The sequence below is a fragment of the Sorangiineae bacterium MSr12523 genome, from assembly GCA_037157775.1.
In the GTDB taxonomy this organism is placed as follows: domain Bacteria; phylum Myxococcota_A; class Polyangia; order Polyangiales; family Polyangiaceae; genus Pendulispora; species Pendulispora brunnea.
The window spans coordinates 8,546,248-8,563,554 of the sequence record CP089982.1 but is presented as its reverse complement, the minus strand read 5'-3'; the positions used below and the strand labels follow the sequence as shown (position 1 = coordinate 8,563,554).

Here is a 17,307-nt window from a genome sequence, read left to right as displayed (position 1 = left end):
CGGTCGACTCGGCGGTCGCCGCGCGCGGGTTTCTCGTTTGAGGATGATTGTGAACTATTGCGCGATCTTCCGTCGCCGTTCGGCTTGACGGGAGCGGGAAGAGCGCATCGTATTGGCCTTTTCCTTCGTCTGCGCGAAGGTCGATGCGGGCGTGAAATCTTCGCTGAGGAATTTCGCCAGCGACGAGATGCTCGGGTACTGGAACAAGGTAATCAGTGCGAGCTTTTTATCGAGTACTCCGTTTAGCTTACTCAACGTGCGCGGCATGAGCAGTGAGGAGCCACCCAGATCGAAGAAATTGTCGTGGACCCCCACGTTCTCGCGATGGAGGACATCTTCCCAGACCGCCGAGATCTTCTTCTCCAGCTCGGAGCGCGGCGCAACGTAGTCGTTTTCGCGCGGTGGCGTGGGACTTCCCATTTGGGCGAGGCATTTCCGGTCGATCTTGCCGTTGGGGGAGAGCGGCAATGCATCGAGCACGATGAAATGGGCCGGCACCATGAAGCTGGGGAGCTGTTGGCTGACGTGCTGGCGCAGATCGCTGGCTTTGACTTCGTGCTCGGCGGCGCGTCCCACGTAGGCGACCAATTGCTTGTGCCCGGGAATGTCCTCGCGCACCAGGACGGCCGCATCGGCGATGGAAGGATGGGCGCGTAGGGTGGCTTCGATCTCGCCAAGCTCGATGCGATAGCCGCGCAGTTTGACTTGGTGATCGAGGCGTTCGAGAAATTCGAGGGTGCCATCGGGCAAGTAGCGCCCGCGGTCGCCCGTTTTGTAGAGCCGCACGCCATCGATCGCGGGCGTTTCCCCGGCGAGGGTGATGAAGCGCTCGGCGGTGAGCTCCGGACGATGCAGATAGCCGCGAGCCAGGCCCGCGCCGCCGATGTAGATTTCCCCGGGCACGCCGACCGGCACCGGCTGCAGGTGCGGGTCGAGGACATGGATCTCCGTGTTGGAAAGGGGAATACCAATGGGAACGATGGTTCCTTCGCTCGGGGGACGCCGGACGTGGTGGTACGTCGCAAACGTCGTGCTCTCGGTGGGGCCATAAACATTGAGCAGGCGCCCGGGCGGCCCGTGTTCGAGCACCGCCTTGACGCAGCCACCATCGAGCGCATCGCCGCCGATGAGCACATCGCGCACCGAGCGAAGGCCCGCAGGCGCCGCGTGGGCAATGAGATGGAACAACGCGGTGGTGAGAAACAAGACGGTAATGCCCTGTTGCCGAACCTGCTCGGTGAAGTCTTGGGGCGAGATGGCCACCTCCTTGTCGATGCCAACGAGGCAGGCACCGTGGAGGAGCGCTCCCCATATCTCGAAAATGGCGGCGTCGAACGATGCATTCGAGGCCTGGGCTATCTTATCCTCGGGGCGAATATCGATGTAATTGGTCCGGAGCACGAGCCGGTTGATCGCGCGGTGCGGAATGGCGACGCCTTTGGGCCGCCCGGTCGAGCCCGAGGTGTAAATGGCATAGGCGAGATGGTCCACATGGCCGCCCTGCCGCGGATTCTCCGTGCTCTCCGTGCGGAGCACGTCGCGCTGCGTGTCCACGTTCACCACCGCGGCCTCGTGCGATGGCAATGCTTGAGCAAGCTGCCGATGGGTGAGCAGCACGTGCACGCGCGCGTCGGAGAGCATGAAACCGATTCGCTCCTGCGGATAACCCGGGTCGAGTGGCACATGGACACCGCCGGCCTTGAGGATGGCGAGCAGGCCTATGACCATGTCCAGGGAGCGATCCATGTAGAGCCCCACCGGCGTTTCGGGGCCAACGCCCCTTCGCATCAAATGGTGCGCGAGCCGATTGGCCTCCTCGTTCAATCGACGGTACGTCCGGCGCTCTTCGTGCCACACCACGGCGATGGAATCGGGGGTCCGTTCCACCTGGGCCTCGAAGAGCTCGTGCACGCGGGCATGCTGCGGGTAATCGGTTTCCGTCGCATTCCACGCGAGCCGCTGCTCCCGTTCTTCTTCGGTGAGAAGGGGCAAAGCATGGATCGGTTGATCGGGATTCGCGACGATGCCCGCGAGCAACGCGTGGTAATGCGCCAGCATGCGCTGGATGATGCCCGCGCCGAATGCGTCGGTGCCGTATTGTACGCGCACGACGAGGCCACCTTCTTTCTGCAGGCGCAGGAGAAGGACCAAATCGAACTTCGCCGTTTTGTTGTCGGTCTCCGAAACGTGCGCCTCGAGGTCCCCGATGCGCGAGGGCATGGGGGCGGTGTCCTGCAGCGCAAACATGATTTGCAAAAGCGGAGCGTGGCCGCGGTCGCGGGCGAGGCCCAGCTTGTCGACCACGTGTTCGAAGGGGATGTCCGCGTGCTCGTACGCGTCCAGCGCCATGGTGCGCACGCGCGCGAGGAGCTCGCGGAACGAGGGCTTGCCCGAGGCATCCGTTCGCAGGACCAACGTGTTTCCAAAATAGCCGACCACATGCTCGATTTCGCGCTGCCCGCGGTTGGCCACCGGCGTCCCCACGAGAAGATCGGTTTCGCCTGTATACCGATGTAGAACTGCATTGAACGCCGCCAGAAGGGTCATGAACAGCGTTGCGTTCTCGCGACGCGCCAGGCGCTGCAGCGCCTCGACCAGCGTTGCCGGAAGAAGGTACGATGCACTATCCCCTGCGCCGGTGCGCTCCGTCGGGCGCGGCCCCTCGGTGGGAAGGTTCAACGGAGGCGGCGCGTTCGCGAGCTGCCTGCGCCAATAGGCCAGTTGGCGCGCGTGAACGTCTCCCGCGAGCGACGCTCGCTGCCAGGCCGCAAAGTCTTTGTACTGGACCGGCAGCTCGGCTAGCCCTTGCCCGGAATACAGCGCGTGCAAGTCCTCGAGAAGAATCCGCAACGAGCGGTCGTCCGCGGCAATGTGATGAATCGTCAAAAGCAGCACGTGACGCGCAGGATCCTTACGCAACAGCGTGGCCCGAATCGGAAGATCGTTGGCCAAATCGAACGGCCGCTGGGCCTCCCGAAGTGCCGCGGCCTCCATGTCATCTTCGAGAAGCGCACATTCGAGACGCGGCGTACCCAAAACCGCCTGCGGCACGCCATCCACATTGGCCACCCGGGTCCGCAGTGCCTCATGGCGCTCCACCAAGTGGCCGAGCGCCGCGCGCAATCTCTCCACATCCAGCGCCCCCCGCAACGCGATCGCCGCGGGAATATTGTATTCGGCCCGCCCTGGATTCAAAGAATGAAGAAACCAAAGCCGCTGCTGTGCAAACGATAGCTGCAATTGCGTTGTCGCTTGCAGGGAAAGGGCAGGGGATGCGGTGCGCTCCGCCAGCTCGATCCACTCGGCCAATTCTGCGACGGTCGGCCGCTCGAAGATCGCCGACAATGGCACAGTCCGCCCAAAAGCCTCCCCGATGCGCGAGACCACCTGCACCGCCTGCAGCGAGTGCCCGCCGAGTGCAAAGAAGTCGTCACCTACCCCAACCCGGTCAACCTTCAGCACATCGGCCCAGATCCCCGCGAGGATCTCCTCGGTGACCGTTGCCGGTGCACCATATCCATCGAGCTCCCGCTGCCCAACATCGACCCGCGCCAGCGCCGCTTTGTCGACCTTGTTGTTCGTCGTGAGCGGAAGCGACTCCATCGCCACACACACGGCTGGCACCATGTACGAAGGCAACTTCTCCTTCACGAACGCGCGAACCTCGGCGGCCGCCGCACTCCCGGAGAAAAATGCGACCAGCTTATCGTCTTTGACGAGAACGACCGCCTCGCGCACGCTGGGATGCTGCAGCAACGTGCTTTCCACCTCCTCCAGCTCGATGCGGAACCCGCGAAGTTTGACTTGGTCGTCCGTGCGGCCAAGAAAATCGATGCTCCCATCGTCCAGATACCGCGCCAGATCCCCCGTTCGATACACGCGCCCGAATGGGCTGTCGATGAATCGCTCTTTCGTCAGCTCCGGTCGCCCGAGATACCCTCGCGCCAATCCGATCCCGCCAATGTAGATTTCTCCCGGTACGCCAATGGGCACTGGTTGCAAATGCGAATCCAAGATAAGAATCTGTGTATGCCCGATGGGCCGGCCAATGGTCACACGCTCGCCCGGATGGCATGGCGCGACGGTGCTCCACACGGTGGCCTCGGTGGGGCCATAGGCATTGAAGAATCGATGCGTGCCCGCCCAACGATCGACCAGCCCTTGCGGGCAAGCCTCGCCGGCCGTGATGATCGTCTCCAGCGCCGGTAGCTCCGCCTCCGGCAGGTGCGCGAGGATCGATGGCGGCAAGGTGGCGTGCGTGATCGCCTGGCGCTCGAGCAATTCGAGCAGCCGCGCGCCCACTGTGAGGTGCTCGGCCACCACGAGCGTCGCCCCGGTGCCCAGCGCCATGATGATCTCGAAGATCGAGGCGTCGAAGCTCATCGACGCAAATTGCAATACGCGGCTACGTTTCGTCACGCCAAACGTCGCGATCTGCGCCTGCAGCAGATTCAAAAGCCCGGCATGCTCGACCTGTACCCCCTTTGGCTTTCCCGTCGATCCCGACGTGTAAATGACATAGGCCAAATCGTGAGTATGTTCATCATGGTCGAGCGCACCATTCACGTCGTCGACATCGACCTGCGTGAGCACCAGGCGGGGCCGAGCATCCTCCAGGAGAAACCCGATGCGCTCCTCGGGCAAGGTCGGGTCGATGGGCACGTACGCGCCGCCCGCTTTGAAGATGCCCAAAATCGCCACCACGAGATCCAGCGAGCGATGCATGCGAATGCCCACCAACTCGTCCCGGCGCACGCCGCATTGCCTCAAATGCCGTGCGAGCCGGCTGGCCCGCGCATCCAGCTCGGCATACGTGAGCCGCGCATCTCCATAGACCACGGCCACGGCCTCGGGGCTTTCCGCGGCCCGCGCCTCGAAAATACGGTGGAAGCACACCTGCGGTGCCGCCGGCTCGTTCCCCGTGCCCAGAAGGTGCCGTTCGCGCTCGGTGAGCAGCGGCAACGTTGCAATCGAGCGGTCCGGCTGCCCGATGGCGGCGCGCAAAAGGGTAACGAAGTGCTCGGCGAAGCGCTCGATGCGCGCCTGGTCGAACAGGTCGGCATTGTATTCGATGAGGGCGAGGAAATTTTCCTCCTCTTCCTCCATGGACCAACTCAATTCGAATTTGGCGACGCCGCTGTCCACCTCCTTGGGGCGGCTCATGGTGAGCTCGGGCAGCGGGTACACGGGGACGGGCGCCTTTTGCCGGAGCACGAACATGAGCTGCACCAAGGGCGCATAGCTCGTATCGCGGTCGGGTTGCAGCTCCTGCACCAGTTTGATGAATGGCACGTCCTGATGGGCATAGGCCCCGAGGGCCGTCTCGCGTACGCGCTTCAAGAGCTCCGCGAAGGAAGGCTCCCCGCCAAGCTGCACCCGCAAGGGCAGCGTGTTCACGAAAAAGCCGATCAGCCCGTGCACCTCGCGCTTGCCGCGCCCCGCGAAGGCGGAGCCCACGAGAATGTCTTCCTGCCCCGTATAGCGGTAAATCAGCGTCTGAAAGGCCGCGAAAAGCGTCATGAACGGCGTGACGCTCGCGCCCTGGCTGAACGCCTTCACCGCGTCCATCAACGGCTTGGGCAGGTAGAATCGGTGCAGGGCGCCTCGGTGCGTCTGCTTGGGTTGGCGCACGCGGTCCGTGGGAAGCTGAATCACCGGCAGCGGACCCGCCAAATGCGATTTCCAATAGGCCAATTGGGGCTCGAGCCGCTCGGGACGCAGCCATTGCCGTTCCCAAACGCAATAATCGGAGAACTGCAGCGGCAGCGGCGGCAACGACGGCGCCGAGCCTCGGACGAAATCCGCATACAGCGCCGCGAGCTCCTGCGTGAACAGCTTGAACGACCAGGCATCCGAAACGATGTGGTGAATCTGCAGCGCCAGAAGGTGTTCTCGCTCTCCTTTGCGGACCAACTCGACCCGAAAGAGCGGGCCCGTGGCCAGATCGAACGGCGCCGGCGGTGTTTCGGAATCGACCACGGGCAGGCGCAGCGGCTGAAACGGCTGCACGACCTGATAGGGAACACCCTTTTCGTGCAGAAAGACCGTGCGAAGCGCCTCGTGCCGGCGCACGATCTCGTTCAAGGCCGCTTCCAGCGCATCGATCCGCAGCACCCCCGTAAGGTCGAAGACCGCGGAAATCGTGTACATCGGGTTGGCCGGCTCCAATTGGTCGATCAACCACAGACGCATCTGCGCATACGCAAGAGGTTTACGCACGGTTGCTGCCTTCGAGCGAGAGCATGTCTTCGAGCAACGTCGTCACCTCGGCGTCGGACAATCCATCGGCACCCTTTCGTACGCCCTCGAGGCTCGCGGTGGCCGCACCGCGAAGGATCTCCTCCGCAAGATCGCGCAACGACATATCCATCAACGTTGGAATGGGGAACGCCATGCCCAAGTCGTCCTCCAGGGCACTTCGCACCTCGGCCACGCCCAGGGAGTCCAAGCCAATTTTGACCAGCGCCTGATGCACATCGATGTAGAACAAGCCCTGCCGAATGCTGCGCAGCATCTGAATCAGATACAGCTCCACCTGCGCACGGCATTCTTCTGCGTCGAGTCGTTGAAATCGCTGCAGAAAGGCCGCCCTGTCCATCGGTGCCCGTTTCGTCGAAACGGCGAAGGTCGTTTGCAGCAGCACTTGGAACGCGCCGTCTTCGTAACGCCGCCGGCACGTGCTTCGCTGAATCTTTCCGCTCGAGGTTTTGCTGATGTTTCCATCGGCAATCAAAACAATCGCATGGAGTGAAAGCTCGTGCTCCTCGGCGACGGCTCGAAAGATGTCCGCGGTGAGTTGCTCGAGGTCCACGTTGCCGTGGTCGCGTTTGAGTTCTTGGACGACGACGACGCGTTCCTCGCCCTGCTCGCGCACGGAAAAAGCGGCGGTGCAATGGAGGCGCAGGGTAGGGTGCACGTTTTCGACGGTTCGCTCGATATCTTGCGGATAATGATTTCGCCCGCGCACGATGATGAGATCTTTCGTCCTGCCGGTGACGTACAACTCGTTCTCGTGCAAGAAACCGAGATCTCCGGTGCGCAGGAAGGGGCCCTCCTTGGTGTCGTCCAAAAAGGCGTGGAACGTTCGCGCCGTTTCCTCGGGGCGCTCCCAGTAGCCTTGCGCCACGCTTTCGCCCTTCAACCAGATCTCGCCGATCTGATCGGCCTTGCAGCGCGTGTGAAGGTCCGGGTGGACGATCACGAGCTCCTGATCGCCGGCCGTGGGGCCGCACGCCACGATGTCTTGCGCATCGCGCTCCGTCGAGCCGGCGACGAGGTGCTGCTCGAGGGCGGCCCTGGAAAGGGACCTCGCGTTGGGGCCCTTCGGCAGCCGGTGGCTCGTGGTCACGAAGACGGTTCCCTCGGCGAGCCCGTATCCGCCGCGAAAGGCCCGTCGGTCGAAACCGCACGGCCCGAACGCCTCCGCGAAGTTCTGCAAGGTGGAGAGCAGCACGGGCTCGGCCCCGTTCATCACCGTCTCCAGGCTGCTCAAGTCGAGGGTTGCGCGCTGCTCGGGGGTGACCTTCGAGACGCAAAGGTCGAAGGAAAAATTGGGTCCACAGGTCGTCGTTCCGCGATACCGCGATATGGCCTGCAGCCATCGAAATGGCTTTTGCACGAAGGCCGTCGGCGACATGAGCACGGCTTTGTATCCGACGTACACGGGCTGCAAAATGCCGATGATGAGCCCCAAATCATGAAACTGCGGGACCCAGCAGACGCCCACGCTCGAAGCCGAATGGCCCCAGCGGTCGCGGATGCACTCGGAATTGTGCACGAGGTTGCGATGGGAAACCATCACCCCGCGAGGCGTGCCCGTGGACCCGGAGGTGTACTGCAGAAAGGCGAGCGCGCGCGGGTCGATGGCGCGTGCCTGCCAGCCGTTCGCGAGCGACCCATCGAGGGAATCGGTGGCGATCCAGCGCAACTCCGGCCAATGGCCCTGAATGGAGTTGCCAATCTGCTGCGTGCTCAAGGCCAGTACGGCCCGGCAGTCGTCGACGATGTCGCGCAGACGCGATAAATTGCGATTGGCCTTCGGCGGATACGCCGGCACCGCGATGACCCCGGCGTACAAGCAGCCGAAGAACGCCGCGATGAACTCGAGCCCCGGCGGGTAGAGCAGGATGGCGCGGTCGCCGGGGCGGCATGCGCCCTGGATGGTGGCGGCGATGGTGCGCGCTTGGCGATCCAGCTCGCCGTACGTCACGCTGATTTCGTCGTGCTCTCCGCCTTTGAGGTAAATATAGGCCGTCTCGTCGGGCTGCTGGCGCGCCCTCGACTGCAGGATATCGCCCAGTGTTCGATCGTCATCCGTCATCATGAGTTCCAAATCAATATTGGGACTCATCGGTGATCTTCAACACGATGAGCGTCACCCAAATAGGCGACCATCGCAAGGTGACACCGTCGATGTCCAGGCGCTAAATCGATATTGGCAGCGAAAGCTGAAATCGAGGAAAGCTCGACGGATCGCCAAAGACGTCGAACGCCGTGATGCGATCGCCCTCGATGGTGAACGCGATCACGATCCGCAGACGTCCGTGGGGCGCGACGATCGCGCCGGCCTTGCCGTTGACCAGGACGACCCGGGCGAATCGGGCGCGATCGGCATTGCCGCGGGTCTCCTCGGCGATGCGCCGCGCGCCACGCACTTCGAGCTCCGCATCTTCGCGCAAGGCGGCGCGGTCGGCCCGGCGAACGGCGTCGGGGGCCAGCAGGGCGACGAGGGCATCGACATCGCCGGCGCGCGATGCAGCGAGAAAGGCTTCCACGATGCGTTGATGCCGGAGCGCGTCGGGCGCGGGCACGATGGGCGCGGCGTGAACGCGGCGGCGGGCGCGGCTTGCCAGCTTTTTCGCCGCATCCGGCGTGCGGTCGACGATGGTGGCAATGGCATCGAATGGGATACCGAACGAATCGTGAAGCACGAAGGCTACGCGCTCCGCGGGGCCGAGTGCATCGAGCACCACCAAGAGCGCGAGCCCGACGGAATCCGCGAGCGCAGCCTCGTCCTCCGGATCGCGCCCATCGCGCGTAGGCGCAGCCAAAAGCTCGGCTTCGCCGTCGCTCGACTCGCGGCGGCGGCGGCGTGCGCGGAGCATGTCGAGGCAGACGCGGCTCACGATGGTGGTGAGCCATCCGGAGACATTGGCGATCGCGTGCAGCTCGGCGCTCGAGGCGTGGAGCCATGCTTCCTGCACGGCATCGTCCGCTTCGTCCGCCGACCCGAGCATGCGAAATGCGACGGCGCGCAAATGGCTGCGGGCTCCTTCGAAGTGCGCGGCGAGATCGGCGGCGTTCTCCATCCGCGACGAGCATAATTTCGTCCGCCAGGGCTTGCCAGTCGCGGGTTCGCCACCTAAGGTCACGCTCACGCAAGGGGAGTAGTTCCGCCGCGAAGCGGCGCGGGGCGATCGACACACTGGCATTTCTCTTCGACTGGAGAGAGAGCCCGGTCCCCCACCTCGAAGTACGAGGCGAACGAGACCTTCGGACCAGCAACAAGGCTGGCCGAGGTCTCGCTGCGCTCTCCTTCTGCAAAGGTGTGCGCGTCCCCCTCGGTTGGCCGAACGAAAGGCCCCGAGAATGTCCGCGCTTCACATCTTCCTGTCCGTCTTCGGCGTGATCTTCGTCGCCGAGCTCCCCGACAAAACCGCCCTTGCCGCGCTCGTGCTCGCCACGCGGCACAAGCCCTTGCCGGTCTTCCTCGGCACCGCGCTCGCGCTCACCGTGCAAAGCATCGTGGCCGTGCTCGCGGGAGGCCTTCTCTCGCTACTCCCCGCGCGTCCCGTGCACATCGGTGCGGGGCTGCTTTTCGTGGTGTCGGCCGTTTTCATGTGGCGCCGGAAAGAGGAAGCGCCCGACGATGCACACGCCACGAAGCTCGCCGCCGCCCCGACCTTCGGCCGCGCCCTCGGCACCACCTTCGGCGTGGTCTTCATCGCCGAATGGGGCGATCTCACCCAACTCGGCACCGCCGCCTTGGCCGCACGCTACCACGAGCCTCTTCTCGTCTTCGGCGCGGCGACGTTGGCCTTGTGGTCCGTCGCAGGCCTCGCCGTCTTCGTTGGCAACCGCGCCGGCAAGTTCCTCGACGCCTCCCTCACGAAGCGGGTCGCCTCCGCCGTCTTTGCCGTTTTGGGGGCGGCATTGCTCGTGGGCATCGTCTAGGCCGGTTGGGCACGGCGCCGTGTTCAATGTGTCGTGCTCGAGCTGTTTTGGTTGCTAATGGCCAATTGGACAACCGAAATAGCCAATCCGTCAACCGGCCGGTTGCCTCGTAAATGTGCGAATTTACGGGAGTTCACTTGTCAGTGTCGCGGGCGAAGCCCATTGTTCGCAACCGGGGTAAATACGAAGAAATGAATTCGTTCGCTATCGGAGCTCTTTTGCTTTCGCAGTCCGATTTTGGTGACAATCGGTAGTGCCATATCGCGACCTACAGGAACCTATGATTGCGCGCAAGGTCTTGGCACACGTGGAAACGTGGCGGCCATACAGGTCGTTTTACGCGGGTATCCTGGCGCTCGCGGGGGCGGTCATCACCCATGGCGCCATGCCGTCGCTGCCTCGGGCGCTGCTCGTCTTCGTGGTCCCCACGTTGGGTTGGCTGGCGGGGGTTTACGGCTCCGATTACTTGGACCGGGATCTCGACAAGCTCCGGAAACCGTACAAGCCCATTCCAAGCGGGCGCATCTCCGAGAAAGAGGTATTTGCTTGCATGTCAGCGTGCATGTACGCCGGCCTGCTTGGGAGTGCGTACCTCGGCCTCGCGAACGTGGCACTCTCCGGCGGATGCGTCGCCGTGTCCGTTTTCGATGCGGCCATTGCCAAGGGCCGGGGCTTCGCGGGCACCATCATGCGCGGCGTTCCCGCCGCATTCACGGTGCTCTTCGGCGCGGCGGCCATCGGCGCGTTCCCATTCGCGGGTGGTTGGCCCATCGAAGGACTGTGCGCGCTGATGGCCGTGGTCTTCTTTCACGACGTGACCGCGAGCCTCGTGAGGGCCAGCCGCAACGTCGAACGCGATCGCACCATGACCGCGCGCACCGCCGTGGCTGTGCTCGTGATCTGGGAACCCCTCGCGGCAACGTTGCCCCTGTGGCTGCCCATGCGCGCGCACGACTATTACGCTCTCTACGTACCGTCGCTGGTCGTGGCCCTGGTAGGGCTCGCGATGGCCTGCCGCGCTTCGGAAGATCGCCGCATGGCGTCGCGGGCCTACGAGTGCTTCTTCCTCGAACGGATGCTGCTGGCGGGGGCGTTCATCGCCGGCGGTGCGGGTATCGCGACCGCGCTCTTGATCACGCTGCCGCTCATGGCGGTGACGTATTGGGCGCGAAGGAAGCAGCTCGAGCGACGTGAGTCCGGCACGACCGCCGCCGACACCAGCATGGCCTCGACGATCGACATCGGGGGCTTCATCGAGGCGGCCATCGCGCGTCTCGCGAGCGATCCGCGCATTGTTCCCATCGTGCGTCGCTGGGATCGCAAATGCGAAATCGTGATCACGGATCGCGAGTTTCGTATGTGTTTCGAGACGCGCGACGGGATGATTGTGCGCCTCGAGCCCGAGGCGTTCGATGCGAGCCCTGCCACGCGGGTCCGTCTTCGCACCACCGCGGGGATCATCGAACGGATCTTCACGGGCCACATCTCGCTCCTTCGGGCCTATGGCCAGGATGCGGTTCGACTCGATGGCTCGGCGCTCGACATCTTGCGATTGAGCCGGCTGTTCCATCTCGTACGTGCCCCTGCGCCGGGCCCGGCGGCGACCTTGGTGCGTGTCGTGCCCAACGACGTTCCGCGTAAGCGGGCCCGTGCAAACCCGCTGGCTGCGAGCGGTGAGCGCCCGGTCCAACGGCGCATCCTGGTGGCGGACACCACGCTCCGCGCTGGCGAGCAAATGCCCGGAGTGACCTTCACGCTCGAGCAAAAGGTGGCGCTCGTCGAAGCCCTCGAGCGCGTTGGCGTGCCCCTGCTCGAAGTGGGGTATCCGGCCGTTTCCGAAATGGATCGCGAAGCGATACGGCGCATCGTCGCAGCGCGTACGCGCGCATCGATCCAGGTCATCAGCCGGCTCGTCCCCGTAGAGATCGATCGGGCCGCCCAATGTGGCTGCGACTCGATGGCGCTCTTCATCGGCACGTCCAACGTCCATCTCGAGACGGAGCTCCGGATTTCGCGCGACGAGCTCTGTCGAACGATCGACGGCGGCGTGCGCCGCGCCCGGCGCCACCATGTCCGAGTGGTCTTCGCACCCGAGGACGCGACCCGCACGGACCGCGATTTCCTCCTGAAAGTGTGCCGGATTGCGCTCGACGCCGGCGCGGAGGTCATCGCCATCCCGGACACCGTGGGCATCATGACCCCCTGGGCCATGCGCGATCTCATCGGCGACCTGACGTCCGAGCTCCCCGCCCAGTTGGCCGTGCAGTGCCATGACGACTTTGGTCTCGCCACGGCGAACTCGCTGGCCGCCGTGGAGGCCGGGGCGTCCACGGTCATGTGCTCGCTGGGCGGCATCGGCGAACGCGCCGGAGGTGCTCCGCTCGAGGAAGTAGCCTGCGCGTTGGAAATGCAACTCGGTTACTCCACGGCGCTCGCCTTGGACGAGATGAAGCCGGCCGCCAATGTGCTGCGGAGTTTCCTCCCCTTCGCCATGGCGCCCAACAAAGCCATCATCGGTTCGAATGCCTTCCGCCACGAGATCGGGCTTCACACGGGCGGCATCATCCGCGACCCGTCGACGTACGAGCCATTCGATCCGGCCCTCGTGGGGTCGCGCCGGCGATTCATGTTCGGCAAGCACTCGGGGCGAGCCGCCATCGCGCACGTCCTTGCCGATGCGAACCACCCCTTGAGCGAAGCGGAGCTCGCGCATGTGATCCGCGCTGCAAAGCGCCTCGGCGATCAGGGCAAAGCCATCTCCGAGTTCGAAGTACTCGAAATGGCTCGACGCCGCGCCGCCCGCGCCAGCGCCTGAAAGCTTGGCGTGCGCCCCCGAACGGATTGGGGCATGCTGTCGAGTCCACAGGAGGGGAACGATGGATCCGATTGCTCAGCTAAAGGAAACGGCCAAGCAAGCGTGGGCGAGCTTTGCTCCCACCGAGATGTTTTCCGGCTCTACGGCGCCTCGGCTGGTCAAGTTCGCGCAGGTTACGCCGGGCGCTCGCGTGCTCGACGTGGCCTGTGGAACGGGCGTGGTGGGGCTCACCGCAGCGCGGCTCGGGGCCAAGGTAACGGGGCTCGATCTATCGCCGCCACTCCTCGAGCGAGCCAAAGAGAATGCCTCCATCATGGGGCTCGAAATCGAGTGGCACCAAGGGGACGTCGAAGCGCTCCCCTTCGAAGATGCATCGTTCGACGTGGTGCTGAGTCAATTCGGCCACATGTTTGCTCCGCGACCAAAGGTTGCCATCCAGGAGATGCTCAGGGTGCTCCGGCGGGGAGGCACCATTGCCTTTTCCACCTGGCCTCCAGATGTGTTCGTGGGCAAAATGTTTGCGCTCACCGCAAGGTACCTGCCGCCCCCGCCGCCCGGCGTCTCTCCGTCTTGGGAATGGGGCGACTCGAACATCGTTCGGGAGCGCCTCGGGACCGCCGTCACGGATCTCTGCTTCGATCGCGATGCGATGCGAGTCCCGATCTTGAGCCCGCAGCATGTGCGTCAGTTCATGGAGCGGATTGCGGGGCCTGTGATCAAGCTGGTAGAAATGCTGCAAACGTCGGACCCGCCGAAGCTCGCGGCCTTTCGTCGTGAGTTGGATGAATTGGCAAGTATCTATTTTCAGGACAATTGGGTTCGTCAGGACTTCCTCGTCACCCGCGCCATCAAAGCGTGACGTGCTCGGCCAGGTGAGCCGCGTCCGAAACTCTGCCGGTGGCCGCTCGCCTGCGCTAAGCTCCTCATCGGAACCATGGCGCGCGACGATGATCGGTCACTAATCGGACGTCTGCTCGATTGTCATGCACGAATTCGCGAGATGCTGGCGCTGGCGTCGAGCCTTGCCCGCACGCCGCCCGAGACGGAGGATGGCGTGCGGGAGGTGGCCGAGCGGATTGCGCGGTACTTCACGCGGGCTCTCCCGATGCACACGCGGGATGAGGAGGAGTCCATTCTGCCTCGGCTCACGGATCCCGATGCGCGGGCGGCGCTTGGTCGCATGCGGGACGAGCACCATGAGCACGAGCAGCTTCTGCGCGCACTCATCGAGCCATGCGAGCGGCTCGCGTCGTCGCCGGACCGGTGGGCCGAGCTCCGCGATGCCATTCGCGATGCCGCGGACGCGCTGGGGCCGACCATGAGCGAGCACCTCGCCGAGGAAGAGCGCGACGTGTTTCCGCGCATCGAGGCGCTCGAAGAGGCCACGCGCCAGAGCATCCTCGACGAAATGGATGCGCGCCGCGCAAGTCGCGGTGGTGGTGGTGGCGGCGGCGGTGGTCGCGGTCGGAACCGCGCTCAATAGGTTACCTGCCCAAGTAGACCGGCGGGCGGCCTTCGGCTTCCGCGTTTCGCCCTTCGACGAAGTCTTGCGTCTTGTACAGGGCGCCGTACTGCGCGTCCAACTGCGACAAAGCTTTCTGCTCCGACTCATCGATGGCCAGGTGTGCCGAATCGAGGCTCGCCCGGATCCCGAGCGGACCGCACGCCGCGATCTTGGTGGCCATTTCGATCCCGACTTGCAACGCGGCTTCGGGCGTCGGGCAGACCGATTGCACGACCCCGATGCGCAACGCTTCCTCCGCGCTCCAATGGTCGCCCGTCAGGATGTACCGCATCGCATTTCCCCAACCCGCTTCGCGAACGAAACGCACGGTGGAACCGCCGCCGGGAAAGCGACCATGCGTATTCTCGTCTTGGCCGTATCGCGTATTCGCCGCGGCAATTCGGATATCGGCGGCAAGATGGATCTCGTGCCCCATATTCCAGGTATCGCCATGAACGACGGCCACCAGCGGCTTGGTGCGCCGGATCTTCGATTTGGCCAATGGATCCAGCGTCCCCGGCTTGTCCAGCAGGGACCCTCCGCCCTTGGTTACGCGTGCCCGAAAGGCGTTCACGTCGATGCCCCGCGAGAAATTGGGCCCATGACCGAAGAGCACCGCCGCGCGCAGCGACGGATCGTGATCGTATTGATAATAGGCCTCGGCCAAAAGCGTGAACGCCTCCGGATCGAGGCGATTGTGGATCTCGGGCCGATTCAAGCCGATGAGCACGATCTGGCCGCGTCGCTCCACCGTGACCTTCGAGCCGGAGGCCAGTGGTGCATCCGCCATGGTCAAGGGTTGAAGCGCAGGTACCGCGGCCGCGGGCGCGCATGCTTGCACACCCAAGGTCGATAATCCGCTCAGTGCGGCGGCCGCTTTGAGAAGAGTGCGCCGGGGGACGGGCTCGCTCGGAATCGCCATCGTCAATTCTCCGTGTCGTGATTGATGTGTATGCATCATTTAGGTTCGGCCCCGTACGTGTCAACCTTGCGCGGCGACGAATGCGCGATTAAGAAGGGCACGTGTATTCCACGAACAAGCCCGGCTCCGTTCCTTGTGCGTGCACCACCGTGAAAAAGCTCTCGCGCGTTCTGGGGCGCGCGTACGACGCGGCGCTGGCCGGCTCGGGGGTCAACAACACGCAACTGGCCGTCTTGAAATGCATCGCGCGCAGGGAAGGGGATCCGCTCTCGCACATCGCCGACGAGTTGGAGATGGAGAGGTCATCCCTCTACCGCGCCGTCTCGCCCATGGAGCGCGATGGGTGGCTCACCATCACGGCCGGGCCCGACGCACGCTCACGAACGGCCACCCTCACGCGCAAAGGCCACCAGGTCGTGGCCAAGGCCAACACCGCCTGGGAAAAGATGCATCACCAGGTCATCGACCGATTTGGGCGCAAAGAGTGGATGGCCCTCTCGGCGGAACTGGATCGACTGGCGAACTGCGCCGAACCTCCCCAGGACGGGTGACCGCGCATTCTGCTCAAGGCAGGGTCGCGACCCAATAGGAGATAGGTACGTCCTTGGCTCCCTCCGTCCACATCACGGCGCCGGGGCCCGCATCGCTCACGGCAAGGTCGAGCGGCGCCGAATCGAGGTTGCGCTGGCTCTCGATGCGGGCGACGGCCGTCCAGCCTTTGGCAGGGTTGTATCGTGCATAGACGGTGTCACGCCAATTGGGCATTCGAGAATCGGGCGGATTGGCGTTCCACACGACGGTCGCCGTGCCCTGTGCATCGAGGCCCACGAGCGGCGCGTAACCACCGCTGGACGATTGCCCTTCGGGTGCGGGGACGTCGAGCAATTTCAGCCCGTCGGCCTGGGAGAAATACGCGGCGCGGACCCTTCCCCACTCCGACCAGGTGACCATGGCCGCTCCGCCCTTGGACATGGCTGCATTGCAATGATGATCCGCGCCGCCGTTGGACAGCGAGGTGATCTCCGTGGCAATCGTCTTCGCCTCGCCCCAGCCGTTGGCCCCGAAGGGTTGCAAGAGCAGCGTCTTGCGATCGTGAAGATACGTGAGTGCAAGCATTCCACCGTGGCCATCGGCGAGCAGCCGATCAGGCAAGGCCATTGGCATCGGCGCTCGCGCGGTCCATCCGGCCGCCGCGTCGAAGTGACGAAACACAATCGCGCCCACGTCGGACGACGATTCGTGATGGTTCCACACCACCAGCACCGAACCATCGCCCCCCAGGGCCGCACGCGGCTGCGTGATGCCGTACGCGTAGGTCGTTTCATCGAGAACCTCGGGCGAGCTCCACCCCGCGGCAGGCTCGTACCGGCTCACCACGATGCGATGAATCGGCGGCTCCGCGCCCCTTTCCTCCTTGAGAATCTTCACATGAACGGCCCGTCCACCCGCGCCGCCGAGCATGAGCGGCGGATACTCGGAGGTCCGGTCCGCGGGCACGGAAGGTAGCTCGGCCCAACCTTCGGTGCCGCGGTATCGCCACGGCATCAGCGTCACCTCGGAGCTTCGTTGGATGGGCGCTGCCAGCACCGCCGTCGCGTTGCCATCGCCGTCAGGATACAGGCCTTGGTCGAAGCTGACCCCATCCAACTCTCGTGTCGGAACCATGTGGGGTTCTTGCCAACCGCGTTCCCTGTCGCGATGAAGCCACCAAAGGTGAAGTCCTTCGCCGTTCCCACTCGCGCCCCAAAGCAACGTGGGATTCCCATTCGAATCGACGATGACCCGGCCCGATGTTCTAAAGTTCTGGACCGGGATGACCGATGCACCAGGAAGGTGCCCGTCACCACCGCTTTCGCCGTCCCCGCCGCCGCAATGAGCCCCCGCCGTCGCGAA

10 protein-coding genes are annotated in these 17,307 nt (G+C 64.2%); 5 read left to right on the top strand and 5 right to left on the bottom strand.

Annotation, left to right across the window (positions count from 1 at the left end):
* Positions 1–54: 54 nt before the first annotated feature.
* The 3 genes from LZC95_33595 to LZC95_33585 all read right to left on the bottom strand — a co-directional run bounded on the left by LZC95_33595 (position 55) and on the right by LZC95_33585 (position 9,308).
* Positions 55–6,219 carry an amino acid adenylation domain-containing protein gene (locus LZC95_33595; GenBank protein ID WXA91378.1) on the bottom strand — a complete coding sequence of 2,055 codons (6,165 nt, stop codon included), beginning with the start codon at positions 6,217–6,219 and terminating at the stop codon, positions 55–57.
* Complete coding sequence (locus LZC95_33590; GenBank protein WXA91377.1) at positions 6,212–8,350, bottom strand: AMP-binding protein; 2,139 nt, start codon at positions 8,348–8,350, stop codon at positions 6,212–6,214. Before LZC95_33590 ends, LZC95_33595 begins: the two co-directional genes overlap by 8 nt.
* A gap of 73 nt (positions 8,351–8,423) precedes the next feature.
* Positions 8,424–9,308, bottom strand: a complete 885-nt coding sequence (locus LZC95_33585) for a sigma-70 family RNA polymerase sigma factor (protein WXA91376.1) — start codon at positions 9,306–9,308, stop codon at positions 8,424–8,426.
* A 280-nt stretch (positions 9,309–9,588) separates the two neighbouring features.
* On the opposite strand from LZC95_33585, the gene LZC95_33580 reads away from it, so the two are divergent.
* The 4 genes from LZC95_33580 to LZC95_33565 all read left to right on the top strand — a co-directional run bounded on the left by LZC95_33580 (position 9,589) and on the right by LZC95_33565 (position 14,471).
* Positions 9,589–10,173, top strand: coding sequence for a TMEM165/GDT1 family protein (locus tag LZC95_33580; protein ID WXA91375.1), 585 nt, complete (start codon positions 9,589–9,591; stop codon positions 10,171–10,173).
* Positions 10,174–10,453: 280 nt separating this feature from the next.
* Positions 10,454–12,988, top strand: coding sequence for a UbiA family prenyltransferase (locus LZC95_33575; GenBank protein ID WXA91374.1), 2,535 nt, complete (start codon positions 10,454–10,456; stop codon positions 12,986–12,988).
* 61 nt (positions 12,989–13,049) lie between these two features.
* Entirely contained in the window at positions 13,050–13,847 is a 798-nt protein-coding gene (locus tag LZC95_33570; GenBank protein WXA91373.1) for a class I SAM-dependent methyltransferase, read from the top strand.
* 141 nt (positions 13,848–13,988) lie between these two features.
* Positions 13,989–14,471, top strand: a complete 483-nt coding sequence (locus tag LZC95_33565; protein WXA91372.1) for a hemerythrin domain-containing protein — start codon at positions 13,989–13,991, stop codon at positions 14,469–14,471.
* A gap of 1 nt (position 14,472) precedes the next feature.
* Here the strand turns inward: LZC95_33565 and LZC95_33560 are convergent, their stop codons facing one another.
* Positions 14,473–15,414: an enoyl-CoA hydratase-related protein gene (locus tag LZC95_33560; protein ID WXA91371.1), complete on the bottom strand. Its 942-nt coding sequence runs from the start codon at positions 15,412–15,414 to the stop codon at positions 14,473–14,475.
* Between the two features lie 101 nt (positions 15,415–15,515).
* On the opposite strand from LZC95_33560, the gene LZC95_33555 reads away from it, so the two are divergent.
* On the top strand, positions 15,516–15,965 hold the full coding sequence (locus tag LZC95_33555; protein WXA91370.1) for a MarR family winged helix-turn-helix transcriptional regulator: 450 nt from the start codon (positions 15,516–15,518) through the stop codon (positions 15,963–15,965).
* Between the two features lie 13 nt (positions 15,966–15,978).
* Here LZC95_33555 and LZC95_33550 read toward each other — a convergent pair whose 3' ends face one another.
* Positions 15,979–17,079: a hypothetical protein gene (locus LZC95_33550; protein ID WXA91369.1), complete on the bottom strand. Its 1,101-nt coding sequence runs from the start codon at positions 17,077–17,079 to the stop codon at positions 15,979–15,981.
* Between the last annotated feature and the right edge of the window lie 228 nt (positions 17,080–17,307).

What these genes read in the sequence shown, in the direction of transcription:
- LZC95_33565 (WXA91372.1), top strand. Translation starts at nt 13,989, where the DNA reads ATGCTGGCGCTGGCGTCGAGCCTTGCCCGCACGCCGCCCGAGACGGAG.
- LZC95_33550 (WXA91369.1), bottom strand. Translation starts at nt 17,079, where the DNA reads ATGGTTCCGACACGAGAGTTGGATGGGGTCAGCTTCGACCAAGGCCTG.
- LZC95_33585 (WXA91376.1), bottom strand. Translation starts at nt 9,308, where the DNA reads ATGGAGAACGCCGCCGATCTCGCCGCGCACTTCGAAGGAGCCCGCAGC.
- LZC95_33590 (WXA91377.1), bottom strand. Translation starts at nt 8,350, where the DNA reads ATGAGTCCCAATATTGATTTGGAACTCATGATGACGGATGACGATCGA.
- LZC95_33575 (WXA91374.1), top strand. Translation starts at nt 10,454, where the DNA reads ATGATTGCGCGCAAGGTCTTGGCACACGTGGAAACGTGGCGGCCATAC.
- LZC95_33560 (WXA91371.1), bottom strand. Translation starts at nt 15,414, where the DNA reads ATGGCGATTCCGAGCGAGCCCGTCCCCCGGCGCACTCTTCTCAAAGCG.
- LZC95_33570 (WXA91373.1), top strand. Translation starts at nt 13,050, where the DNA reads ATGGATCCGATTGCTCAGCTAAAGGAAACGGCCAAGCAAGCGTGGGCG.
- LZC95_33580 (WXA91375.1), top strand. Translation starts at nt 9,589, where the DNA reads ATGTCCGCGCTTCACATCTTCCTGTCCGTCTTCGGCGTGATCTTCGTC.